The organism is Vibrio nitrifigilis (assembly GCF_015686695.1).
Lineage (GTDB): Bacteria > Pseudomonadota > Gammaproteobacteria > Enterobacterales > Vibrionaceae > Vibrio > Vibrio nitrifigilis.
This window is the reverse complement of sequence record NZ_JADPMR010000001.1, coordinates 2,488,960-2,514,227: the sequence shown is the minus strand read 5'-3', so window position 1 is coordinate 2,514,227 and position 25,268 is coordinate 2,488,960. Positions and strand designations below refer to the sequence as shown.

Genomic DNA, 25,268 nt, shown 5'->3' with positions numbered 1-25,268 from the left:
AGTGATTATTTTTTGCGTAAGACCATTGTTTTATGGTGATAAAAGAGGAAGATGAGCATTAACAAAACCTTGCTATCTATACTTAAGCCGTTATGCTGATTTTAAGCGTACGGAATATACACAGCGATCAAGTTTAAAACGGTCAACACGGAGTGTTAACCTTGTATTAACCCTCCCCAGACTAGAATTTTATGATTCTATCCAAATACCATTATTCACCGAACTTAACGTTTATAAAGACTTAGGTGCTTAGTCTGTCATTTTTGCTGTGAAACTATAGGTAATGCAGCACGTCAGTGGTAAGCACAAAATAATTGTTATCAGGAGATAAACTATGACGAAAGTCTTGCCTAGATACCGCAATTCTATGATTGCCATAGGCTTAGCGTTGGCATTGACAGGCTGCCAGAAGGAAGCCTCAGACAACGTCACCAATCAACAACCTCAAGCAGTTGCTGTCGACACGGTTGTTCTTCACTCTCAGCCAATTGAAATTACCGATCAATTACCAGGCCGCACTAGCGCATACCGCGTTGCTGAAGTACGTCCTCAAGTTGAAGGTATTATTATTAAACGTCTGTTTGTTGAAGGTAGTAACGTTGAGAAAGGCGATGTTCTTTACCAAATCGACCCAGCAACTTATGAAGCAAACCTAGAAAGTGCTAAAGCAGATTTAGCCTCTGCTCAAGCCACCTTAGTTAAATCTAAGCTGCAAGCAGATCGTTACGCTGGCTTGGTAAAAAACCGAGCTATCAGTGAACAAGATTATGAAGACGCCATGGCCACTTATCGTGCGGCACAAGCTTCTGTTCTTGCTGCGAAAGCCGCTGTAAAAACAGCACAAATTAATTTGGATTACACCAAAATCAAAGCGCCAATTTCTGGTCGTATCGGTAAATCAACCGTGACAGAAGGTGCCTTGGTAACGGCAAACCAATCTGATTACCTAGCAACCATTAGACAGCTTGACCCACTTTACGTTGATATCTCTCAGCCAAGTAGCACTGTGCTAAAACTTCGCCAACGCGCTAAAGCACAAGGCGGTGATGATGCGAAAAATCCTAAGTTAACAGGTATTACACTAACACTAGATGATGGTAGCAAAGTTGACCAGAAAGCAACCCTACAATTTGCAGATGTTTCTGTTAACGAGTCAACAGGTACTGTAAACCTTCGTGCACTACTTCCAAACCCTGACGACACTCTGTTACCTGGATTATATGTTCGTGCAACTGTTCCAGTAGATTACAAAGCAAAAGCGTTCTTGGTTCCTCAAGCAGCAGTTTCTCGTGACACGCAAGGTCGTGCACACGTCAATATCGTCAACAGCAATAACAAAGTTGAAGACCGTGTTGTCGAAGCTGACCGTGTGATGGGTCAAAACTGGTTAGTAACCAGCGGCCTTAAGGACGGCGACCAAGTCGTTGTTACTGGTTTACAAAAAATCCAGACAGGTAGCTTAGTTGCACCGAAAGAAGTAGACAAAAAATAGGAATTCTGTTTTATGGCTCGTTTTTTCATCGATAGACCCATCTTTGCTTGGGTTGTCGCGATCTTGATTATGCTCGCGGGGATTCTGTCTATTGAAACCCTACCTATTGAGCAATATCCGCAGATCGCTCCACCATCAGTTACCATTTCTGGTACCTATACTGGTGCTTCTGCCAAAACGGTAGAAAGTAGTGTTACTCAGGTTGTCGAACAAAACATGAATGGTATCGATAACCTGTTGTACATGTCTTCTAGCAGTGACTCATCAGGTCAATTCCAAATTCAGTTAACTTTTGCTACAGGTACCGACCCTGATATAGCTCAGGTCCAAGTACAGAACAAACTGAGTGCGGTGGAATCCACCTTACCCGATTCGGTGGTCGACTATGGTATTACTGTAGCGAAATCGACGTCGAGTTTCTTGATGGTGGTCGGCTTCATATCTGACGATAACTCAATGAATAACAATGAATTATCTGATTATGCCGTATCCCACATTAAAGACCCATTAAGCCGCGTACAAGGTGTTGGTGAAGTTCAAGTATTCGGTGCTCAGCACTCAATGCGTATTTGGTTAGATCCAAACAAATTGAACAAATTTAATCTAACACCAAGTGATGTAACTAGCGCCATTTCAAGCCAAAACACGCAAGTGTCTGTCGGCTCTTTAGGTGGTACTCCGGCTGTGAAGGGGCAACAAATAACTGCGACCATTACGGCTCAAGGACGTTTACAAACTGTTGAACAGTTTAAAAATATCCTGCTAAAAGTTCAAAGCGATGGTTCACAGGTACGCGTCCAAGACGTCGCTCGCGTTGAGATTGGTGGTGAAAGCTATACCGCCGTTGCCCGTTATAATGGCAAGTACTCAACCGGTATCGCGATCAAACTTTCCAGTGGTGCTAACGCCCTTGATACCGCTGAGAATGTGAAAGCAAAAATGGCTGAACTTTCACCTTACTTCCCACACGGAATGAAGGTTGTTTACCCATTTGATACCACACCATTCGTTAAAATCTCTATCGAAGAAGTTGTTCACACTCTCGCAGAAGCCGTTGTGTTGGTATTCATCGTGATGTTTGTGTTCTTGCAAAACTTCCGCGCGACATTAATACCAACCATTGCTGTGCCTGTCGTACTGCTTGGTACGTTCGGTATTATGGCTAGCTTTGGCTACTCGATTAACACCTTAACCATGTTTGGTATGGTGCTGGCGATTGGCTTGCTGGTGGATGATGCCATCGTGGTGGTCGAAAACGTGGAACGTGTGATGGAAGAGGATGGCTTATCGCCACTCGAAGCGACACGTAAATCCATGGGTCAGATCACCGGTGCCTTGGTAGGTATCGCTCTGGTATTGAGTGCCGTATTCGTTCCAATGGCTTTCTTTGGTGGCGCATCCGGTGCTATTTACCGTCAGTTCTCACTAACGATCGTATCAGCAATGGTTCTATCTGTTCTGTGTGCGATGATTCTGACACCAGCATTGTGTGCAACGATCTTAAAACCTCGCCGTCAAGGTGAAGTCCACATCACGAAAGGGCCATTTGCTTGGTTTAATAATAGCTTCAATAGTGGTACGGATCGCTACCAACGATTTGTTGCGGGTAGTTTGTCGAAAAAAATCCGCTATGTGGTCGTTTATGTGGTGATCGTCGGTGGTTTACTTGTCTTGTTCCAACGTCTACCGACTTCCTTCTTGCCTGAAGAAGACCAAGGCGTTGTTATGGCAATGATTACCCTTCCAACCGGTGCGACTCAAGAACGTACTATGGCGGTAGGTAAAAAACTGCAAGACTACTTCCTCACCAAAGAAAAAGAGAACGTCGACTCTGTATTTACCATCGCCGGTTTTAGTTTCGCAGGTAGTGGTCAAAACATGGGTATGGCGTTTGTAAAACTGAAAGACTGGGATAAGCGTCCTCGTGAAGATCAATCAGTTAATGCCATTATTGGTCGGGCCTGGGGATTCCTAGCGACGATCAAAGAAGCGCAAGTGTTTGCCTTCAACCTTCCGGCAGTTCCTAGCTTAGGTACATCCAGTGGTTTTGATGCTTACCTTGTTGATAATGGTGGCTTAGGTCATGAGAAGTTATTGCAAGCTCGTAACCAGTTGTTAGGTATGGCAGCACAAGATCCCGTCTTAACGGCTGTGCGTCCTAACGGTATGGAAGATGGTCCTCAGTTCAAAGTCGATATCGACTATGAAAAAGCGATGGCAATGGGTGTATCGGTTAGTGATATTAACTCAATGCTATCTACAGCTTGGGGCTCTAGCTACGTTAATGACTTTGTCGATGGCGGTCGTATCAAAAAAGTATACGTGCAGGCTGACGCACCTTACCGTATGAATCCTAAGGATCTTGAGTTATGGCACGTACGTAACGAAGATGGTGATATGGTCCCATTCGGCGCATTTGCAAGTTACCATTGGGACTACGGTTCACCTCGCCTAGAACGTTTCAACGGTACAGCTTCAATGAATATTCAAGGTGCTGCCGCTGCAGGGCACAGTTCTGGTGAAGCGATGGCAGAAATTGAAAAACTTGTCAAAAAACTGCCAGATGGTATTGGGGTTGACTGGGGTAGTATTTCTTACCAAGAACGCCAATCTTCATCGAACTCTGGCATGCTATATGGTATTTCATTGTTGATCGTATTCTTGTCTCTCGCGGCATTGTACGAAAGCTGGAGCGTACCATTCTCCGTTATCCTTGTTGTACCACTAGGTATTTTAGGGGCGGTATTAGCAGCAACGTTCAAAGGGTTGTCAAACGACGTTTACTTCCAAGTTGGTTTGTTGACGACCATTGGTCTATCGGCAAAAAATGCCATCTTGATTGTAGAATTCGCCAAAGCCTTGTATGACGATGGCATGGGACTGGTTGAGGCTACCGTTGATGCATGTCGTATGCGTTTACGTCCAATCATGATGACCTCTTTCGCCTTCATTCTCGGGGTGTTACCTCTAGCACTAAGTACTGGTGCTGGTGCCGCTAGCCGAAATGCTATCGGTTGGGGTGTGGTTGGCGGTATGTTATCCGCGACTATTCTATCGATATTCTTTGTACCAGTATTCTTTGTCCTTGTGATGAGTTTGTTCAAAACGAAACGTCACAAAATTGGTGAAGACACGGTAGAGGAGAACAGTGATGCAAATTAAACTGTTACCATTAATCGTTGCAGCCGCACTAAGCGGCTGTAGTTTGGCACCAAATTATCAGCAACCATCTTCATCATCGGAGCAACAGGGTTGGTCTGAAACTGCTGGCAAACAAGACATGGAAACTGCGCTGCCAAATTGGCGCAGTTTTATGGCCGATAAACACCTGCAAATGCTGGTTGAAACGGCACTCAAAAACAACAAAGACCTGAAACAAACCATCCTTGATGTAGCATCACTTAAAGCACAATATCGTGTTCAGGATGCCGCACGTTATCCTGGATTAGATGCTTCAGGCAGTTTTGCTCGAACTCGAACATCTGATGCCTATACTGGTGCAGGAAAAGTTTACAGCAATGAAGACTTAGCAACTGTCGGTATTACAAGCTATGAACTCGATCTCTTTGGTCGAGTTAAGAGCTTGAGCGATCAAGCATTAGAGAGCTACTTAGCGTCTGATGAAACTCGCCGTAGTGCCGTGATCAGTTTGGTTGCTCAAGTGGCTTCTGCGTACATGACCTTGATTACTAATCAGGAATTGTTAGAGCTATCGCAAGACACAGTGAAAGCCTATCAAAAAACCTTAAACTTGGTTGAGACTCGCTACAAAGCAGGTTACAGCGATGCATTAACATTGGCACAAAGTAAAACCGCGCTGCATAGTGCGCGTGCTACTGTCGCGCAATATAAACTCGCCGTTGCCCAAGAGAAAAACACCTTACGCCAACTTGTTGGTGCGCCAGTTAAATGGAAAGGTCAAGATCGCCTACCAACAGAAGACGGCAAAATGCTGTCTGAGTTGAAAGTCGGTTCTAACTCTAAGTTGATTTTGCATCGTCCAGATATTTTGGCAGCAGAACACACTCTAAAATCTGAAAACGCGAACATTGGCGCTGCTCGTGCCGCATTCTTCCCAAGCATCAGCTTAACCGCAAATGCAGGGACAATGAGTAGCTCAATGAGCAACTTGTTTAGTTCGGACTCAGGTTACTGGACATTTGCACCATCACTTTCTCTCCCAATCTTTGATTGGGGTAGTAATTCAGCTAACTTGGATGCAGCAAAAATTGAGAAACAATCTTCAATTATTGCTTACCAAGCAGCAATTGAAACTGGCTTCAAAGAGGTGTCTGACGCCTTAGTAGGTCAGGAATACTACATGGAAGAGTGGAAGGCGCAGAAAGCCAACCTACAAGCCAATGAAGACTATTACAAGTTAGCTCAAATGCGTTACCAAAAAGGTAATGATAGCTATATTGATTTATTGGATGCTCAGCGCTCTTTGTTTAGTGCTCGAGAAAGTGAACTTTCTGCTCACTTGAACTTGTTAACCAGCCGTATCGACCTATTCAAAGCATTAGGTGGTGGCTGGACAGCGGCAGACCAAGAGAAATCAACATCAGTAAAAGAAGCGATGAAAACCATCGAAGACTAACTGATAGCCGTTCTTCAATAAAAAACCCCATGCAAATGCATGGGGTTTTCTTTTTAATAATACCGTCTATTTAGAAGTCACACAGAGAACATTAAGTAACGATGTGCCTTTTAAATTATTGGTTTTACCATTCATAAATAGGCCACGATGATTCCAGCCCCAATAAGGTAAATTGATAGGCCAACGCTCTTTTTGCATCACTCCAGATTGCAGCAAATCTCGCCACTCTAACTCAGTAGCAAGGCGCATGTTAATACGGCTACACGTTTTCTCTGCATGATCGTAATCCAAGCGATTCCACGGTAAATCCTGATCCATATAAAATTGAATTTTGTCATCATTAATATAAGGTACCGCAAAGTTTAACTTACCCACTTGAGCTTGGCGGCGAATCTGAATTTTATTCTGTGGCTCTATCGGCTTCGTTACTGGTGCCGTTACTGGAACACGTTTAGCTGGGACTTTTTTCTCAACCGCCATCATTTTAGTCATGGTTTGCGGGGCTTTTTTCACCATGGCAGGAGCTTTCATGGTTTTACCTTTCTGAGAGACTTCGCGAATAAATACTTTTTTGTAGTTAGGCAATGTCCTTACTCGCAACATATCCGCTTTCGCTTTTTTGTAGTCTTCATAAGGGCCGATTAAGCAACGAACTCCGTTGTTTTCAGGCTTTAACCACACATCAGTCGTGATCTTACGATATAACGGTTTTGCTTTTTCTAGCGACAAATGATCACGCATCATGCCGCATTGGATCCAAAACTGAGAGCCTTTATGTTTGGGGGTTCTATCTCCCCATAAACCATCCCCAATCGGGCATGACTTATCGAGCACCGGCAGAGCATTACTGCTGGTTTGTTTCGCATCACAGAGAAAGCTTTGAGCACTGACTAAAGATGAGTACAGCGGAGCGGCAATAACTATCAGGCTCAAAAGTAATGCTTGGGTAACTTTGTGGTGACGTTCCATTCTCATCTCCATCTTATCCCTTGATTTAAAGCGGCAAATGTTCACGATACTTTCAGGGATGCAAAAAAAGAGCCGTAATTAACACTTACGGCTCTTAGTTTAGTTAGATTTAGCTAATAAAATCAATTGAATCCGATCACCCTTTGTACAATTTAGGGTTAAATACATCACGTAACCAGTCACCAAGCAGGTTTATCACTAAAACCAGCACCACCAGCAAGATACCTGGGAAGGCGGTAATCCACCAAGAGCCGGAAAAAATATAAGAAAAACCGATATTAATAAGTGACCCTAATGAAGGTTGATCGACCGGCAAACCTAACCCGAGGAAAGAAAGCGCCGCTTCCGACATAATGGCATTTGCCACCTGAACGGTTGAGATAACCAAAATTGGTGATAAACAGTTCGGTAAAATATGACGAAACATAATGCGGGGAGCTCTAAAGCCCATCACTTTTGCCGCTTCGACATACTCTTTTTTCTTCTCTGCCAATACAGATGCACGAATCGTACGTGCGTACTGTGGCCATTCGGCAAAACCGATAATCAAAACCAACATGGTGACTGCATATTCACTATACAATTCATCCCCGAAGCTGGCTTTAAAAATAGCGGAAACAATAATAGCGACCATCATTGTTGAAAATGAAAGTTGCACATCTGCAACACGCATCAAGAAACTATCAACACGACCGCCAAAGTAACCTGAGCATAAGCCAACAAAAACCCCAATACACAGCTGTACCGCCACAGCGAGAAAGCCAATGGTTAACGATAAACGAGATCCATACAGCATGGTCGATAAAATATCGCGTCCTTGGTCATCCGTTCCCAAAAGGAAATGGGCCTCACCACCACTCATCCAAGATGGAGGCAATTCTGAATCCATAATATCAATCGATGTCAGGTCATAAGGATTCGTCGGTGATATCCATGGAGCTAATAGCGCCAACACAACAAAGACAAGAAAAATAGCAAAGCTGAACATTGCGACTTTGTCGTGTAAGAAATAATAAAGAAAATCCGATTTTTTAAAACGCTCCCAACGAGATGGAGCCACGTAAGTGTTACTCATGATTATGCTCCTTTCCCTGTTAAATTAACGGTTGGGTTAATTAGCCCATATAACAAATCGATAATGGTATTGGTTACCACGAAGATCAGGCCAACAAAAATAACGTAAGCGGTTATCAATGGTGTATCCACGCGGTTAACCGCTTCAAGGAAAAGGAAGCCTGTACCTGGCCATTGGAATACTGTTTCGGTCAAAATGGTATAAGCCACCATCAAACCAAGCTGCACACCACCCACTGTCAGTACCGGAAGAAGCGTATTTTTTAATGCATGTTGATAATGAACTTTATTGGTGGCTAACCCTTTAGCTCGTGCGAATTTGATATATTCGGAACTCAATACTTCCAGCATTTCAGAGCGTACTAAACGAATAAAAAGAGGCAGCATAATAGAAGCGAGTGACACACACGGCAAAATTAAATGCAGCAGCCCATCTTTCGTAAAGTAACCCGATTGCCAACCTAATACATTTACTGTGTCACCTCGCCCATAAGACGGCAACCAGCCAAGTTCAATAGAGAATACATACATCAAGAGAATGGCAGTTAAAAACACAGGAATGGATATCCCGATACTACTTCCTGCCATAATCACTTTCGTCAGCCACCTTTTAGGATGTATTGCTGAATAAACCCCGAGCGGTATCGAGAGCACAATGATAATGATGGAAGCTCCAAACACTAACTCAAGAGTTGCTACCAACTTATCTAAAATGACATCTAACGCAGGGCGTTTATAGAAATAAGAAGTACCTAAATCGCCGTGCAAAGCACCCACGATAAAACGGTGATATTTGGTAATGAATGGATCGTTAAGACCAAGTTCATCGCGCAGAGCCTGCCGTTCGGCATCAGACACCGATTGACCCACTAATTCACGTAGCGGATCCCCCAAGTTATCTTGAATGGCAAACGCCACTATACTGATCACAAACATCACTATCAGTGCCTGAAACAGGCGCTTGACCAGAAACGAAAACATTCCTTGCCCCTTAAACTATCCATGACTTTTGCTGCGCATTGCAGCAAAACAAAGCAATTCAGCCTCAAAAATGGCACTTAGCCCGACTGAAACAAAGCTAAGCACCAAAACCTTACTTGAGCCTATCTAACTTCTTAGACAGGCCCAATGGCTTTCACTAGAAAGCCGTGTAAGCAGTGTTAGACGTTATTTTTCTTTAACGACTAAATCACCGAAGTAAGGGAAGTTCATTGGGTTAACGATAGGTTTAATATCTAATGAAGATTTCGCCGCCCAAGCTAGGTTTTCCCAGTGTAGAGGGATAAATGCTGCATCGTTATAAAGTACAGCTTCCACTTTTTGTAGCATTTTGCCACGTTTCGCAGGATCCGTTTCTACGTTAGCGTCGTTAATCAGCTTATCAACTTCTGGGTTTGAGTAGTGACCACAGTTGTACTGACCTTTACCTGTTTCTTCGTTACGAGTCATGGTCAAGAATTCAGTAAAGTTCGCCGAATCTTCTGTATCTGACATCCAACCAATCATCAGCATATCTGCTGAACATTTATCAAATTCAGGCCAGTATTGCGCTTTAGGCATGGTTTTCAGGTCAACTTTGATGCCAATTTTCGACAACATAGCGGCAGTCGCTTGAGCAATTTTCGCATCGTTAACGTAACGGTTATTTGGTGCGATCATAGAAAGGCTAAAGCCTTTTGCGTAACCCGCTTCTTTCATTAATTCTTTCGCTTTTTTCAGATCATAGCGAGGTTTTAAATCTGGGTTATAACCCGCATAACCTTTCGGGCTTTGTTGTGCAGCAGCGGTACCAAAACCACGCATGATTTTCTTAACAATACCTTCATTATTAATCGCGTAAGCAATTGCTTGGCGAACACGTTTATCTTTCAATGCAGGGTTGGACGCTTCATTCAATTGGAAAGAGATGATACGAGTACCAGACATGGTCACCAAGTTAATACCAGGGGCTGTTTTAACGCGGCGTTGGTCACTAGGAGCAACCGGTGCAATCATGTCTACATCACCAGATAGAAGCGCAGCAACACGAGTCGCATCTTCTTTAATTGGCACCAAAGTCAGATCGTCTACGTTACCCTTGGATTTTTTATCCCAGTAATTATCGAAACGTTTGAATTCAGTTTTAACACCTTGCTCACGGTAAGTAATCTCAAATGGACCAGTACCTGAAACATGAGTTGAAGCAAATGAGTTGCCGTGTTTTACGATTGCACTTTTATCTTTGCCATCTTTAGTTTTGCCACTATAGAACTTGCTGTCCATTGGGAAAATGTAAGTCGCGTTTTGCAGAACTAGAGGGTATGGACCTTTTGTAACGAGATCGACAGTGTAATCATCCACTTTCACCATCTCTTTATATGGGTCAAAGATACCTTTAAAATCTGGTGACGTTTTTAGACGGTTAAATGTCCACACCACATCGTCTGCGGTAAAGTCGTTACCCGAGTGGAATTTTACCCCTTTACGCAAGTGGAAACGCATCGTTGTTTTATTAATACGTTCCCAGCTTGTAGCCAGGCGAGGTTCAAATTGCATATCTTGGGTATAACGAACTAGTGGATCAAATACCATGTGTGAAAGTTGTAACGTACCACCAGATAGCTGCTCTTCAGGGTCAAGAGAAACTGGGTCAGCATCATAAGCAACGGTAATATCTGCGGCTAAAGCAGCAAAACTTAGGCCTGCAGCGACCAGCGCCAAGGCTATCTTGCTTTTCATGGTTTTCATTGCATAACTCCTTATGCGGGATTGTGTCCCTAGTTGTTTGTATTTGCTTTTTTATCTAATAATTTTCTAAGTGTTACACTCACGTGAGTGTCTTAAGACCTCAATTAAGAGGCCTTAACTGATTCTCTTAAACCGGTAAATTCCGGCATCAGAGAGATTAGGTGCTGGCTGTATTCATGCTGTGGATTGGTGAACAACTGCTCTGTTGATGCAGTTTCTAGCAATGTGCCCATTTTCATCACTCCCACTCGATCGCACACCTGGCGAATCACAGGTAAGTCGTGACTAATGAACAACATCGTTAACCCAAGCTCTGATTGTAAGTCTTTCAACAAATTTAAAATTTGCGCTTGCACAGACACATCCAATGCGGAGGTAGGTTCATCACAAATCAATAAACGCGGCCGAGTTGCTAAAGCGCGAGCGATCGAAATACGTTGACGCTGACCACCGGAAAATTCATGGGGATATTTCAAGCCTGCAGCTTTGCCAAGACCAACGTGCTCGAGTAAGTCGTCAACGACGCTGCGAGTTTCTGCTTCATTTTTTGTTAAGCTATGAAAGCGGATCGGTTCAGCCACAATATCAAAGACTTTCATCCGTGGATTCATAGACGTATAAGGGTTTTGAAATACCATCTGCATTGCACGACGTAATGGACGACGTTCTTTTTCAGATTTTAACGCAGTAAGATCAATCCCTTCGAAATGCACTGAACCTGAATTAGGCTGATATAAACCGGCAATAACACGCGCTATTGTCGATTTACCTGAACCGGATTCGCCCACCAAACCGAAGGTTTCACCTTCATAGATTTCAAAGCTCACATTATTCGACGCTTGAATATACTCACGTCGACTTTCAAATAAGGAATCCTTAGTCACAAAACGTAGATTCACGTTTTCTACGTTTAAAAGTGGTCCTGTGTATTCACGATGGACTTCACGCTGACCCAGCCAGTGATTTTTTATATCAATGGCTTGATGTTCTTGAGCTTCTTCTATATAGCTAACAAGAGGGAACCGATCCAGCTTAATATCTGAACGAGGCACAGCTGAAATTAAACTGCGAGTGTAAGGGTGATCAGGATGACCTAGCACCTTCTTAGTTGGACCTATTTCAACTAATTCACCACGGTACATCACAGCAACACGATCGGTGACGTTAGAAACGACACCCATATCATGGGTTACCAACATGCACCCAACGTTATGCTCAATACATAACTCACGAATCAAGTTAAGAATTTGATCTTGTATAGAAACATCAAGTGCTGTTGTAGGTTCATCAGCAATGATCAGATCGGGTTCGCCCGCAAGAGCGATAGCAATAACGACTCTCTGACGCATACCACCCGAAAATTGGTGAGGGTATTGTTTAAGGCGGTTTTCTGGCTGTGGAATACCCACTTGATTCATTAATGAAAGAGCGCGCTCGTAGGCTTCACTATCACTGACTTTCATATTGGCATGAATCGTTTCTTTTAACTGGTGTTCAACAGTGAAAAGTGGATTTAGAGAAGTCATCGGGTCTTGGAAGATAAAGCCTATCTTAGATCCCCGAACCTGGCGCATCTCTTCGTTGCTCAAACCTGATATTTTCTTACCATCAAGGAAGACTTCACCATCAGCTACATGCCCAGGAGGACTAAGTAAATCAATAACAGCATTACCTACTGTTGACTTACCAGCACCAGATTCGCCAACGACGCCAACAATTTCTCCACGTTCGATAGAGAATGAAAGTGACTTGACTGCGGCGAACACACCATGACGCGACGGATATTCTATCCGAAGGTTTTTTACTTCTAAAAGAGACATTGAAACCAGACCTCTACTGCTTCGACAGTTTTCTTGCCCTGTCTGAATACCTGAATGCCTCTAGAGACTCTAAAGTACAGATGTGATCAGGTATATGTGAATCCATTCTTGCCAGTACAATATTCTGGCACTTATTAGCCAAACAATTTGACAAATCTACGTATAAAAAGCAACTCAAATAGTATAAAAATGCGATATATGTGTATTTACAATACATTAATCGCATATTAATTCACTTTATGTAAATAAACAGATAAACACCACCCTTTTATAGCACATGATAAATATGCTACAAATTAGAGGTATAAACCAAAAAAACAAACATGGTCAAAATAAAATAAATTTCATTATGTGCGTAAAATTGCATTAGAGTGGAAACTCTACTCAAATATTAATCAATGATAATAAATAAAATTTATCACCATTAAATGAGATAAAAAACCAACATATTTATAATAATTAGAATTTAAAACCTAAAAATAATCTTTAATTAATATTAAAACCCAATATAAAAACATGCATCATTCGCATAAATACTTAAAATTAAAGCCACACACATCATTACAATGAGCTAGTAATAACAAAGAGATCCAGATCTAAAGTTACCGCTACTATCGGCATTCATTTTGCAATTTTATGCAAAGTTCATCACTTTAATGTGGGCAAATTCTCATTTTGCTCTAAAAATTAATAAGATAGACGAGAAAAATCCATATTTCTTTGGCGACGCCTAATCAGAAAGAGCGTATCTAAGTCTTTGAATGGTAAGTTCGGTGAAGAGGGGTTCAACGCAGCGAGGCTATCGTAATGGCCAATATGTGATGGATAAGCAACACAAGCATCAAAAAATTGCACATACAAAAAAGCCCCAGCATTTCTGCTGAGGCTTCGAATGGTGGTCGGTGAAGAGGGATTCGAACCCCCGACCCTCTGGTCCCAAACCAGATGCGCTACCAAACTGCGCTATTCACCGACAAATGGGGTGGCTAACGGGATTCGAACCCGCGACAACCGGAATCACAATCCGGGACTCTACCAACTGAGCTATAGCCACCATCAATTTGTGTTTTAACCGGCTTTTGCCGAATTAGTCACGCTTAATAAGCCTAACTATAAATAGTGGTCGGTGAAGAGGGATTCGAACCCCCGACCCTCTGGTCCCAAACCAGATGCGCTACCAAACTGCGCTATTCACCGACGAATGGGGTGGCTAACGGGATTCGAACCCGCGACAACCGGAATCACAATCCGGGACTCTACCAACTGAGCTATAGCCACCACTACAAATTTTTACCGACATTCCCTCCGAGAAATGGTACGCCCGAAAGGATTCGAACCTTCGACCTTTGGCTCCGGAGGCCAACGCTCTATCCAGCTGAGCTACGGGCGCATGCCCTATCGGCGGAGTGGAATAATACGGATATCACACTACGGCGTCTAGTACTTTTTCAACTTTTTTTACCGATTGACGGGTTTTTCGTCAAATGGCTGCTAATAATAGCATAAACACCCTCAATCACTGTGTAAAAAATTGGCAACTCATTGATCGGGGCAAAAAAATTGTTAATCAAGTACCTTTGAAATCTGCGCCATGTTAACAAATTTCTATCCAGATCCCCAAAGGAATTTCCAGACAAATACTATTTTTTAAACATAGCGCGGATGTTTGCAATATGAGCCTGACCTTTTTCCATTCGCTCTTGTTGAGAAAGCGGCTTTTTCTTTACTTCCCACTCAACATCATCATATGGAAGTTCATCAAGAAAACGACTCTGAGTAGGCTTAATAAGCTCACCATATTGGCGACGCTCTTTACACATAGTGAACGTTAATTCCCTTTGTGCTCGAGTAATACCCACGTACATTAAGCGCCGTTCTTCTTCGACATTATCTTCATCAATGCTGGTTTGATGGGGCAAAATCCCTTCTTCAGCTCCCATTAGGTAGACGTAAGGAAACTCAAGACCTTTAGAAGCGTGTAGCGTCATTAACTGAACCGCATCACTGTCATCGTTCTCTTCACCTCGTTCCATCATGTCACGTAGAGTAAGACGCTGTACCACTTCCTTGAGCGTTTTTTCTTCCTGATCATAGTTATCGCCTTGTAAATCAGACGTAATCCATGAATAGAGCTCTGAGACGTTTTTCATGCGCATTTCAGCCGCCTTAGGGCTTGATGACGTTTCATGCAGCCAATCTTCATAATGGATATCACGAACCAATGACCGAACGGCTTCCACTGAATCACCACGCTCAGCATTGTCAGCAATCGCGACTAGCCACTGAGTAAAACGACGTAAGTTTTCTAAACCGCGGCCCGAAAGGTGTTGTTCTAAGCCCATTTCAAAACTAGCCGCAAATAGGCTTTTACTCCGCATATTAGCGTAGCTACCCAATTTTTCGAGTGTTGCAGGGCCAATTTCACGCCGAGGAGTATTCACAATACGTAGAAAAGCATTGTCGTCGTCAGGGTTCACTAGCACGCGTAAGTAGGCCATGATGTCTTTAATTTCTGCACGAGCAAAAAATGACGTCCCCCCCGAAATTTTATATGGCACACGGTTTTGCATTAAACTTTTCTCAATCAACCGAGATTGATGGTTACCGCGATAGAGAACCGCATAATCACGATATTCAGTTCGATTTAAGAATTTGTGCGCCACAATTTCCGCGGTAATCTTTTCAGCCTCATGATCTTCATTCTTTGCAGTGATGACTTTAAGCCTTTCACCATCAGGAATTTCTGAAAAGAGCGATTTTTCATATACGTGCGGGTTATTCGCAATCAGTATATTGGCAGAACGTAGTATACGACTGGTAGAACGATAGTTTTGTTCAAGTTTAATAAGGCGTAAGTCGGGGTAGTCCTGACCGAGTAACACTAAGTTTTGCGGCTTAGCGCCACGCCACGAATAGATAGACTGATCGTCATCACCTACAACTGTTAATCGGCCACGTTCTCCGACTAACAGCTTAACCAATTCATATTGACTGGTATTGGTATCTTGGTATTCATCCACAAGGAGATAGCGAATACGATTCTGCCAGCGCTGACGAACCTCTTCATTAGTGCGCAATAACCGAACTGGCATCAAAATGAGGTCATCAAAATCCAAAGCATTATAGGCTTGCATCTGAGTTTGATACATTTCAAAACAGAATGCGAAAAGCTGTTGCTGCTCACCCTGCGCCAAGGCTTTAGCTTGGTCTGGGGTCACCATATCGTTTTTCCAATTGGAGATGGTACTCAGCAACTGTTTCAATAGGTCTTTATCACCATCTAACTGCTTTTCTGTTAATTCTTTTAGCAACGCCATCTGGTCTTGATCATCAAACAGAGAAAAACCAGCTTTCAATCCTAAGTGCTTATATTCACGACGGATAATATTGAGACCTAGTGTATGGAATGTCGACACCATCAAACCACGAGACTCTGCTTTACCTAGTGTTTGTGATACCCGCTCTTTCATTTCACGAGCGGCTTTGTTAGTAAAGGTTACCGCAGCAATATTTCGTGCTTTATAACGACATTTTTGAACCAAATAGGCAATCTTATTGGTAATAACACGAGTTTTACCTGAACCTGCGCCAGCTAGAACCAGGCAAGGACCTGATACGTACTTAACGGCTTCATCTTGTCTAGGGTTTAGCTTCATAGTGCACTCTTTCTCTGTTCTTGAGCCGCTAATAATAATGGCTCATTGTTCATGTTGCCATGAAATCCTATCAATTATCTCTGTCGATAACCGGCAAGCACTAAAGTCTCAAAGGCACTACGATTATCCAATTGGACTGAAAATTATCAGTAATACAGAAAGTCATCTTTTTTTATCCCATAATGACGACTTTCGCCTATGAATTGCATAGAATGCAGAGTAAAGGATAGGAGTAACCCGAATGTTTGATCCAAATAAATTAGAGCAGATTGCAAAGCAAATTCATGACTCGATGCCTCAACCTGTCAAAGAGCTAGGTGCGGATGTTGAACAAAAGGTACGTCAAGTTATTCAAGGTCAATTGAATAAACTTGATGTAGTAAGTCGTGAAGAGTTTGATGTGCAAACACAAGTTCTCTTGCGCACCCGTCAAAAACTGACAGACATGGAAAAGAAACTGGCAGAGATTGAAGAAAAACTAGCGGCAAAAGACGCATAATTTTTACTACATATCCTCTCATTGGATTGAGTAAAGACAAAGAAAAAGGCTTGGTCACGACAGACCAAGCCTTTTGTTTTTTATTGTGTTTGCTTGTTATTTTTTTAAAAAGGTTCGTTGATTATTTTTATGAGTAACGAACCTTTAGACATCAATTAGTCGCCAACAGCGATGCGTTTCATGTCTTTCATGTAACCACGAAGTTTTTCACCAACTTCTTCAACAGGATGCTGACGTAGAACATGGTTCACTTCAATTAAGCGTGTGTTATCAACATGGTTAGATGCATCTGCTAGACCTTTACCAATGAATTCTGCTGAAACGTTAGGCATGAATTTCTCACGAAGCAGAGGAGTAGCAACGTTAGAGAATAGGTAGTTACCATATTCAGCTGTATCTGAGATAACCACGTTCATTTCGTATAGACGTTTACGAGCAATGGTGTTTGCAATCAATGGTAGCTCATGTAGTGATTCGTAGTATGCAGACTCAGCAATGATGCCTGAATCAGTCATTGCTTCGAATGCCAATTCAATCCCTGCACGAACCATCGCAACCATCAAAATACCGTTATCAAAGTATTCTTGCTCAGAAATTTTTGCATCAGACTCAGGGTAGTTTTCAAAGCCTGTTTCTGCAGTTTCTGCACGCCAGCCTAGAAGATTTGCATCATCATTTGCCCAGTCAGCCATCATAGTTGATGAGAAGTGACCGGAGATGATGTCATCCATATGTTTGTAGTACAGAGGTTTCAACAGGCCTTTTAGCTCTTCTGAAAGTTCAAATGCTTTGATTTTCGCTGGGTTAGAAAGACGATCCATCATGTGGCTGATACCACCGAATTTCAGAGCTTCTGTGATAGTTTCCCAACCGTATTGAAGTAGTTTACCTGCGTAACCTGCGTCAACACCTTCTGCAAGCATTTTTTCATAACAAACGATAGAGCCAGCTTGCAACATGCCACATAGGATAGTTTGCTCGCCCATCAAATCTGATTTAACTTCAGCAACAAAAGAAGATTGTAGACAACCAGCACGATGACCACCTGTTGCTGCAGCCCAAGCTTTCGCGATTTCTAAGCCGTCACCATTTGGATCGTTTGCAGGGTGAACAGCAACCAATGTAGGAACACCAAAGCCTCGTTTGTATTCTTCACGAACTTCTGTACCTGGACATTTAGGTGCAACCATCACTACTGTAATGTCTTCGCGGATTTGCATACCTTCTTCAACAATGTTGAAGCCATGAGAGTAGCCTAATGCCGCACCTTTTTTCATTAGTGGCATTACGGTTTCAATCACGTTACTGTGCTGCTTATCTGGAGTAAGGTTCATCACCAAATCAGCTTGAGGAATAAGTTCTTCATAAGTACCAACAACAAAACCGTTATCTTTCGCGTTTTTGAAAGATTGGCGTTTCTCTGTAATCGCAGCAGCACGTAGTGCGTAAGAGATATCTAGACCAGAGTCACGCATATTCAAGCCTTGGTTTAGGCCTTGAGCACCACAACCAACGATGACGACTTTTTTACCTTTGAGATATTCAGCTTCGTTTGCAAATTCATCACGAGCCATAAAGCGGCAACGACCGATCTGGTCTAACTTTTCACGCAAGTTTAAGGTATTAAAATAATTCGCCATAGTAGGATGCTCCTTTGATACTTTCCGTCTAAGCGGTGCTCTTCTGTCATTGGTATGGTGTGGCACCGAATGACTTCATACTAATTCAGGCATTAAATTGCTTAAAGTGATATATTCACAACTAGTTATTGCAAAAAGTGCAACATAGAGAGAATCCCATGAATATCAGAACACTTCGCCTATTTTTGCACTTATGTGAAAGCAAAAATTTCAGCCAAACGGCAGAAGCTATGCATGTAAGTCCATCAGCACTTAGTCGCCAAGTTCAAAAACTTGAACAAGATATTGGTCATGCTCTGTTTGTTAGGGATAACCGCCGAGTAGAACTCACTCCCATCGGAAATCAGTTATTGCCGGTTGCAATGAGAATCGTCAATGAGTGGAAACAATTTCAAGTTGCGATTAATAATGAAGATGCTGAATTAAAAGGGGAGATAAAGCTCTTCTGCTCAGTGACCGCAAGCTATAGTCATTTACCTGAGTTATTGAGCTCCTTTCGTGTTAAACACCCTTATATTGAGTTTAAGCTGTTAACTGGCGATCCTGCACTGGCGATTGATAAAGTACTTAATGATGAAGTCGACATTGCTATTTCGGCCATGCCTGAACAACTTTCGCCACGTGTTGAGTTCGCTACCATCAGTGAAATTCCACTCTCTTTTATTGGACCGGCAGGGATCAGTAGTTTTGTCGAAGAACTGCAAAAAGAATCGCCAGACTGGAATAAGATCCCCTTTATCTTGCCACAAACGGGAACATCTCGAGTTAGGGCAGATAACTGGTTTAAACAAATGAAGATCAAGCCTAATATCTATGCTCAGATAGCAGGTAATGAGGCACTAGTTAGTATGGTATCTCTTGGGTGTGGTGTTGGGATAGCGCCTGATGTTGTAATCAATAACAGTCCGGTCAGAGACAAGGTACAACGGCTATCGACGATTGCTCCAATGAAACCATTTAAACTTGGTGTCTGTTGTAAACGCTCACAGTTAGATAACCCGCTGTTAAAAGCACTGTGGAGTGAGGTAACAGCAAAGAAAAGTATTGTTGATTAAGGTTTGCGATAGAAAATAGTTCAGGAAGCAGACGCTTCCTTTTTCTAGCTATATAGCAAATACGAAAAAGCCCGCTGATTTCTCAGCGGGCTTTTCGAATGTGGCGGAGAGATAGGGATTTGAACCCTAGAACCGCTATTAACGGTTGCCGGTTTTCAAGACCGGTGCTTTCGACCACTCAGCCATCTCTCCACAAATTGTCGATCTACAGTAGTCAAATACTATACATCTATATTTAAAGCCTGGCGATGACCTACTCTCACATGGGGAAGCCCCACACTACCATCGGCGCGATTTCGTTTCACTTCTGAGTTCGGCATGGGATCAGGTGGGTCCAAAATGCTATGGTCGCCAAGCAAATTCTTTGTTGTTACCGCTACGCAGCAACAATTAATTCAGAAAGCTGTCGTTCTCACACAATCCAAGTGTGTCTCTTATATCGAGTCCGATACAAAACCTTTTTGGTGTTGTATGGTTAAGTCTCGCGGGCCATTAGTACAGGTTAGCTCAACGCCTCACAACGCTTACACACCCTGCCTATCAACGTTCTAGTCTCGAACAACCCTTTAGGACGCTTAAAGCGCCAGGGAAGACTCATCTCAGGGCTCGCTTCCCGCTTAGATGCTTTCAGCGGTTATCGATTCCGAACTTAGCTACCGGGCAATGCGTCTGGCGACACAACCCGAACACCAGAGGTTCGTCCACTCCGGTCCTCTCGTACTAGGAGCAGCCCCCTTCAATCTTCCAACGCCCACGGCAGATAGGGACCGAACTGTCTCACGACGTTCTAAACCCAGCTCGCGTACCACTTTAAATGGCGAACAGCCATACCCTTGGGACCGACTTCAGCCCCAGGATGTGATGAGCCGACATCGAGGTGCCAAACACCGCCGTCGATATGAACTCTTGGGCGGTATCAGCCTGTTATCCCCGGAGTACCTTTTATCCGTTGAGCGATGGCCCTTCCATTCAGAACCACCGGATCACTATGACCTGCTTTCGCACCTGCTCGAATTGTCATTCTCGCAGTCAAGCGGGCTTATGCCATTGCACTAACCTCACGATGTCCAACCGTGATTAGCCCACCTTCGTGCTCCTCCGTTACTCTTTGGGAGGAGACCGCCCCAGTCAAACTACCCACCAGGCACTGTCCTCACCCCAGATAATGGGGCCAAGTTAGAACATCAAACATACAAGGGTGGTATTTCAAGGTCGGCTCCACAATCACTAGCGTGACTGCTTCATAGCCTCCCACCTATCCTACACATGTAGGCTCAATGTTCAGTGCCAAGCTGTAGTAAAGGTTCACGGGGTCTTTCCGTCTAGCCGCGGGTACACTGCATCTTCACAGCGATTTCAATTTCACTGAGTCTCGGGTGGAGACAGCGTGGCCATCATTACGCCATTCGTGCAGGTCGGAACTTACCCGACAAGGAATTTCGCTACCTTAGGACCGTTATAGTTACGGCCGCCGTTTACCGGGGCTTCGATCAACCGCTTCGAGTTACCTCTAACAGCATCAATTAACCTTCCGGCACCGGGCAGGCGTCACACCGTATACGTCATCTTACGATTTTGCACAGTGCTGTGTTTTTAATAAACAGTTGCAGCCACCTGGTATCTGCGACTCTCAATAGCTCCAAGAGTAAATCTCTTCACCGTCAAGAGCGTACCTTCTCCCGAAGTTACGGTACCATTTTGCCTAGTTCCTTCACCCGAGTTCTCTCAAGCGCCTTGGTATTCTCTACCCGACCACCTGTGTCGGTTTGGGGTACGATTCCTTACAATCTGAAGCTTAGAGGCTTTTCCTGGAAGCATGGCATCAATGACTTCATCACCTTAGTGACTCGACATCGTGTCTCGGCCTTAAAGGAAACCGGATTTACCTAATTTCCAAGCCTATGCACTTGAACCTGGACGACCGTCGCCAGGCCCACCTAGCCTTCTCCGTCCCCCCATCGCAATTGTAAGAAGTACGGGAATATTAACCCGTTTCCCATCGACTACGCTTTTCAGCCTCGCCTTAGGGGTCGACTTACCCTGCCCCGATTAACGTTGGACAGGAACCCTTGGTCTTCCGGCGTGGAGGTTTTTCACCCCCATTATCGTTACTCATGTCAGCATTCGCACTTCTGATACCTCCAGCAGACTTTACAATCCACCTTCAACGGCTTACAGAACGCTCCCCTACCCAATACCTAAAAGGCATTGCCGCAGCTTCGGTTTACAACTTAGCCCCGTTACATCTTCCGCGCAGGCCGACTCGACTAGTGAGCTATTACGCTTTCTTTAAATGATGGCTGCTTCTAAGCCAACATCCTAGCTGTCTAAGCCTTCCCACATCGTTTCCCACTTAGCTGTAATTTGGGACCTTAGCTGGCGGTCTGGGTTGTTTCCCTCTCCACGACGGACGTTAGCACCCGCCGTGTGTCTCCCGGATAGTACTTACTGGTATTCGGAGTTTGCAAAGGGTTGGTAAGTCGGGATGACCCCCTAGCCTTAACAGTGCTCTACCCCCAGTAGTATTCGTCCGAGGCGCTACCTAAATAGCTTTCGGGGAGAACCAGCTATCTCCGAGTTTGATTGGCCTTTCACCCCTAGCCACAGGTCATCCGCTAATTTTTCAACATTAGTCGGTTCGGTCCTCCAGTTGATGTTACTCAACCTTCAACCTGCCCATGGCTAGATCACTCGGTTTCGGGTCTATATCCAGAGACTGGGCGCCCAGTTAAGACTCGCTTTCGCTACGGCTCCCCTAAACGGTTAACCTTGCCACTGAATATAAGTCGCTGACCCATTATACAAAAGGTACGCAGTCACCCCATAAAGAGGCTCCTACTGCTTGTACGTACACGGTTTCAGGTTCTATTTCACTCCCCTCACAGGGGTTCTTTTCGCCTTTCCCTCACGGTACTGGTTCACTATCGGTCAGTCAGGAGTATTTAGCCTTGGAGGATGGTCCCCCCATATTCAGACAGGATATCACGTGTCCCGCCTTACTCGATTTCACCACAAATACGTTAACGGTTACGGGGCTATCACCCGGTATCGCGTGCCTTTCCAGACACTTCACCTGACGCATAAATGGCTTAAGGGCTAATCCGGTTTCGCTCGCCGCTACTACCAGAATCTCGGTTGATTTCTTTTCCTCGGGGTACTTAGATGTTTCAGTTCTCCCGGTTCGCCTCTTTAACCTATGTATTCAGTTAAAGATAACTGCTTATGCAGTTGGGTTTCCCCATTCGGACATCGTAGACTCAAGTGGCTCTTACTGCCTCATCTACGCTTATCGCAAGTTAGTACGTCCTTCATCGCCTCTGACTGCCAAGGCATCCACCGTGTACGCTTAGTCACTTAACCATACAACCCAAAAAAGTTTTGAGTTGTACTATTTGTCTCCACTTTGAAAAAGTGAAATCAAAGGTTAGTCACCAAGGTTGTCTGCATTTTTATACATGTTGCAGACTCGATATTGCCGGACTCAATTTTGAATACTTACTTAAAAAGTAAGCTTCCCAAGAACACTTGAATGTGTGTTGGTTATTTTCATAAAGAAAATAATTGAGAACTTTTACAAACATTCTAAAAGAATGTTTTGTCAGCTTTCCAAATTATTAAAGAGCAAAAGTACATTTTCAGCACTTTCTAAAGATTTTCAGCGTCACTAATTCCAACCACATACGTGTTACTGAAGTGGTTTGGAATCCGTTTCCAAAAATATTTAGAGAGTGGTGGGCGATACCGGGTTCGAACCAGTGACCCCCTGCTTGTAAGGCAGGTGCTCTCCCAACTGAGCTAATCGCCCACATTATTTGATTTCCTGTGGAAGGAAATGGTGGGTCGTACAGGATTCGAACCTGTGACCAATTGATTAAAAGTCAACTGCTCTACCAACTGAGCTAACGACCCATGGTATCCCGTAGGGGAGTCGAACCCCTGTTACCGCCGTGAAAGGGCGGTGTCCTAGGCCTCTAGACGAACGGGACACTAAGATACTCTTTGCTTTCTAAACCGTATCAATCTGTGTGAACACTCATCGCAATAATCTTATCGTTAAGGAGGTGATCCAGCGCCAGGTTCCCCTAGCGCTACCTTGTTACGACTTCACCCCAGTCATGAACCACAAAGTGGCAAGCGTCCCCCCGAAGGTTAAACTACCTGCTTCTTTTGCAGCCCACTCCCATGGTGTGACGGGCGGTGTGTACAAGGCCCGGGAACGTATTCACCGTAGCATTCTGATCTACGATTACTAGCGATTCCGACTTCATGGAGTCGAGTTGCAGACTCCAATCCGGACTACGACGCACTTTTTGGGATTCGCTCACTTTCGCAAGTTGGCCGCCCTCTGTATGCGCCATTGTAGCACGTGTGTAGCCCTACTCGTAAGGGCCATGATGACTTGACGTCGTCCCCACCTTCCTCCGGTTTATCACCGGCAGTCTCCCTGGAGTTCCCGACATGACTCGCTGGCAAACAAGGATAAGGGTTGCGCTCGTTGCGGGACTTAACCCAACATTTCACAACACGAGCTGACGACAGCCATGCAGCACCTGTCTCAGAGTTCCCGAAGGCACCAATCCATCTCTGGAAAGTTCTCTGGATGTCAAGAGTAGGTAAGGTTCTTCGCGTTGCATCGAATTAAACCACATGCTCCACCGCTTGTGCGGGCCCCCGTCAATTCATTTGAGTTTTAATCTTGCGACCGTACTCCCCAGGCGGTCTACTTAACGCGTTAGCTCCGAAAGCCACGGCTCAAGGCCACAACCTCCAAGTAGACATCGTTTACGGCGTGGACTACCAGGGTATCTAATCCTGTTTGCTCCCCACGCTTTCGCATCTGAGTGTCAGTATCTGTCCAGGGGGCCGCCTTCGCCACTGGTATTCCTTCAGATCTCTACGCATTTCACCGCTACACCTGAAATTCTACCCCCCTCTACAGTACTCTAGCCTGCCAGTTTCAAATGCTATTCCGAGGTTAAGCCCCGGGCTTTCACATCTGACTTAACAGACCACCTGCATGCGCTTTACGCCCAGTAATTCCGATTAACGCTCGCACCCTCCGTATTACCGCGGCTGCTGGCACGGAGTTAGCCGGTGCTTCTTCTGCAGCTAACGTCAAATGATGAGACTATTAATCTCAACACCTTCCTCACTGCTGAAAGTACTTTACAACCCGAAGGCCTTCTTCATACACGCGGCATGGCTGCATCAGGCTTGCGCCCATTGTGCAATATTCCCCACTGCTGCCTCCCGTAGGAGTCTGGACCGTGTCTCAGTTCCAGTGTGGCTGATCATCCTCTCAGACCAGCTAGAGATCGTCGCCTTGGTGAGCTCTTACCTCACCAACTAGCTAATCTCACCTGGGCATATCCTGACGCGAGAGGCCCGAAGGTCCCCCTCTTTGAGCCGAAGCTATTATGCGGTATTAGCCATCGTTTCCAATGGTTATCCCCCACATCAGGGCAATTTCCCAGGCATTACTCACCCGTCCGCCGCTCGACGCCGTTAACGTCCCCCGAAGGTTCAGTTAACTCGTTTCCGCTCGACTTGCATGTGTTAGGCCTGCCGCCAGCGTTCAATCTGAGCCATGATCAAACTCTTCAATTAAAGTTTTTTGTGGCTCAATGAATACTGAATAAATTGACTGTGCCAAGACCGAAGTCTTGATTGGTCACTCAGTTCATTGAAACCAATTGGAAACCGAAGTTTCTCATTTGATTATCATCAACGAGTGCCCAC

Annotated in this window: 12 protein-coding genes, 9 tRNA genes and 3 rRNA genes; 5 read left to right on the top strand and 19 right to left on the bottom strand. The window is 44.3% G+C overall.

Annotation, left to right across the window (positions count from 1 at the left end):
- The first annotated feature begins 334 nt into the window (after positions 1-334).
- The 3 genes from I1A42_RS11145 to I1A42_RS11135 are packed head-to-tail and all read left to right on the top strand — an operon-like array spanning position 335 to position 6,089.
- Positions 335-1,492 carry an efflux RND transporter periplasmic adaptor subunit gene (locus I1A42_RS11145; protein WP_161157702.1) on the top strand — a complete coding sequence of 386 codons (1,158 nt, stop codon included), beginning with the start codon at positions 335-337 and terminating at the stop codon, positions 1,490-1,492.
- 12 nt (positions 1,493-1,504) lie between these two features.
- The gene (locus I1A42_RS11140) at positions 1,505-4,654 is read left to right on the top strand and encodes an efflux RND transporter permease subunit (RefSeq protein WP_196123499.1); all 3,150 of its coding nucleotides are present in this window, start codon (positions 1,505-1,507) and stop codon (positions 4,652-4,654) included.
- On the top strand, positions 4,644-6,089 hold the full coding sequence (locus I1A42_RS11135) for an efflux transporter outer membrane subunit (protein WP_196123498.1): 1,446 nt from the start codon (positions 4,644-4,646) through the stop codon (positions 6,087-6,089). Before I1A42_RS11140 ends, I1A42_RS11135 begins: the two co-directional genes overlap by 11 nt.
- Positions 6,090-6,155: 66 nt before the next feature.
- On the opposite strand, the gene I1A42_RS11130 is transcribed toward I1A42_RS11135, so the two are convergent.
- The 11 genes from I1A42_RS11130 to rep form a co-directional block, all read right to left on the bottom strand.
- Positions 6,156-7,058, bottom strand: a complete 903-nt coding sequence (locus tag I1A42_RS11130; RefSeq protein WP_230389379.1) for an SPOR domain-containing protein — start codon at positions 7,056-7,058, stop codon at positions 6,156-6,158.
- 136 nt (positions 7,059-7,194) lie between these two features.
- Entirely contained in the window at positions 7,195-8,133 is a 939-nt protein-coding gene (locus tag I1A42_RS11125) for an ABC transporter permease (RefSeq protein WP_161157706.1), read from the bottom strand.
- Positions 8,134-8,135: 2 nt separating this feature from the next.
- Positions 8,136-9,113: an ABC transporter permease gene (locus I1A42_RS11120; RefSeq protein ID WP_161157707.1), complete on the bottom strand. Its 978-nt coding sequence runs from the start codon at positions 9,111-9,113 to the stop codon at positions 8,136-8,138.
- A gap of 186 nt (positions 9,114-9,299) precedes the next feature.
- Complete coding sequence (locus I1A42_RS11115) at positions 9,300-10,859, bottom strand: ABC transporter substrate-binding protein (RefSeq protein ID WP_161157708.1); 1,560 nt, start codon at positions 10,857-10,859, stop codon at positions 9,300-9,302.
- Between the two features lie 104 nt (positions 10,860-10,963).
- Positions 10,964-12,679 (bottom strand): ABC transporter ATP-binding protein, encoded by a 1,716-nt coding sequence (locus tag I1A42_RS11110; protein ID WP_196123496.1) that lies wholly within the window; start codon positions 12,677-12,679, stop codon positions 10,964-10,966.
- An 896-nt stretch (positions 12,680-13,575) separates the two neighbouring features.
- Positions 13,576-13,652 (bottom strand) — tRNA-Pro (locus tag I1A42_RS11105).
- A 5-nt stretch (positions 13,653-13,657) separates the two neighbouring features.
- Positions 13,658-13,733, bottom strand: a tRNA-His gene (locus I1A42_RS11100).
- A 66-nt stretch (positions 13,734-13,799) separates the two neighbouring features.
- Positions 13,800-13,876: transfer RNA gene (locus I1A42_RS11095), tRNA-Pro, on the bottom strand.
- 5 nt (positions 13,877-13,881) lie between these two features.
- Positions 13,882-13,957, bottom strand: a tRNA-His gene (locus tag I1A42_RS11090).
- A 35-nt stretch (positions 13,958-13,992) separates the two neighbouring features.
- Positions 13,993-14,069 (bottom strand) — tRNA-Arg (locus tag I1A42_RS11085).
- 250 nt (positions 14,070-14,319) lie between these two features.
- Positions 14,320-16,335 (bottom strand): DNA helicase Rep, encoded by a 2,016-nt coding sequence (gene rep / locus I1A42_RS11080; RefSeq protein ID WP_196123495.1) that lies wholly within the window; start codon positions 16,333-16,335, stop codon positions 14,320-14,322.
- A 241-nt stretch (positions 16,336-16,576) separates the two neighbouring features.
- Here rep and ubiK point away from each other — a divergent pair, with 241 nt between their 5' ends.
- Positions 16,577-16,834, top strand: a complete 258-nt coding sequence (gene ubiK, locus I1A42_RS11075) for a ubiquinone biosynthesis accessory factor UbiK (RefSeq protein ID WP_161157711.1) — start codon at positions 16,577-16,579, stop codon at positions 16,832-16,834.
- A 155-nt stretch (positions 16,835-16,989) separates the two neighbouring features.
- Here the strand turns inward: ubiK and ilvC are convergent, their stop codons facing one another.
- Positions 16,990-18,474 carry a ketol-acid reductoisomerase gene (ilvC, locus tag I1A42_RS11070; protein WP_196123494.1) on the bottom strand — a complete coding sequence of 495 codons (1,485 nt, stop codon included), beginning with the start codon at positions 18,472-18,474 and terminating at the stop codon, positions 16,990-16,992.
- 158 nt (positions 18,475-18,632) lie between these two features.
- Here ilvC and ilvY point away from each other — a divergent pair, with 158 nt between their 5' ends.
- Entirely contained in the window at positions 18,633-19,529 is an 897-nt protein-coding gene (ilvY, locus tag I1A42_RS11065; RefSeq protein WP_161157713.1) for an HTH-type transcriptional activator IlvY, read from the top strand.
- Positions 19,530-19,630: 101 nt separating this feature from the next.
- Here the strand turns inward: ilvY and I1A42_RS11060 are convergent.
- The 7 genes from I1A42_RS11060 to I1A42_RS11030 form a co-directional block, all read right to left on the bottom strand.
- Positions 19,631-19,721, bottom strand: a tRNA-Ser gene (locus I1A42_RS11060).
- 48 nt (positions 19,722-19,769) lie between these two features.
- Positions 19,770-19,885 (bottom strand): 5S ribosomal RNA (gene rrf, locus I1A42_RS11055).
- Between the two features lie 115 nt (positions 19,886-20,000).
- A 23S ribosomal RNA gene (locus tag I1A42_RS11050) occupies positions 20,001-22,889 on the bottom strand.
- Positions 22,890-23,258: 369 nt separating this feature from the next.
- Positions 23,259-23,334: transfer RNA gene (locus I1A42_RS11045), tRNA-Val, on the bottom strand.
- Between the two features lie 28 nt (positions 23,335-23,362).
- A tRNA-Lys gene (locus I1A42_RS11040) sits at positions 23,363-23,438 on the bottom strand.
- Between the two features lies 1 nt (position 23,439).
- Positions 23,440-23,515, bottom strand: a tRNA-Glu gene (locus tag I1A42_RS11035).
- 68 nt (positions 23,516-23,583) lie between these two features.
- Positions 23,584-25,136 (bottom strand): 16S ribosomal RNA (locus I1A42_RS11030).
- The 16S, 23S and 5S rRNA genes sit together here with 4 tRNA genes alongside, the layout of an rRNA operon.
- Positions 25,137-25,268: the final 132 nt, after the last annotated feature.

What these genes read in the sequence shown, in the direction of transcription:
- I1A42_RS11110 (WP_196123496.1), bottom strand. Translation starts at nt 12,679, where the DNA reads ATGTCTCTTTTAGAAGTAAAAAACCTTCGGATAGAATATCCGTCGCGT.
- I1A42_RS11125 (WP_161157706.1), bottom strand. Translation starts at nt 8,133, where the DNA reads ATGAGTAACACTTACGTGGCTCCATCTCGTTGGGAGCGTTTTAAAAAA.
- I1A42_RS11115 (WP_161157708.1), bottom strand. Translation starts at nt 10,859, where the DNA reads ATGAAAACCATGAAAAGCAAGATAGCCTTGGCGCTGGTCGCTGCAGGC.
- I1A42_RS11120 (WP_161157707.1), bottom strand. Translation starts at nt 9,113, where the DNA reads ATGTTTTCGTTTCTGGTCAAGCGCCTGTTTCAGGCACTGATAGTGATG.
- I1A42_RS11130 (WP_230389379.1), bottom strand. Translation starts at nt 7,058, where the DNA reads ATGGAACGTCACCACAAAGTTACCCAAGCATTACTTTTGAGCCTGATA.
- rep (WP_196123495.1), bottom strand. Translation starts at nt 16,335, where the DNA reads ATGAAGCTAAACCCTAGACAAGATGAAGCCGTTAAGTACGTATCAGGT.
- I1A42_RS11140 (WP_196123499.1), top strand. Translation starts at nt 1,505, where the DNA reads ATGGCTCGTTTTTTCATCGATAGACCCATCTTTGCTTGGGTTGTCGCG.
- I1A42_RS11135 (WP_196123498.1), top strand. Translation starts at nt 4,644, where the DNA reads ATGCAAATTAAACTGTTACCATTAATCGTTGCAGCCGCACTAAGCGGC.
- ilvC (WP_196123494.1), bottom strand. Translation starts at nt 18,474, where the DNA reads ATGGCGAATTATTTTAATACCTTAAACTTGCGTGAAAAGTTAGACCAG.
- ilvY (WP_161157713.1), top strand. Translation starts at nt 18,633, where the DNA reads ATGAATATCAGAACACTTCGCCTATTTTTGCACTTATGTGAAAGCAAA.
- I1A42_RS11145 (WP_161157702.1), top strand. Translation starts at nt 335, where the DNA reads ATGACGAAAGTCTTGCCTAGATACCGCAATTCTATGATTGCCATAGGC.
- ubiK (WP_161157711.1), top strand. Translation starts at nt 16,577, where the DNA reads ATGTTTGATCCAAATAAATTAGAGCAGATTGCAAAGCAAATTCATGAC.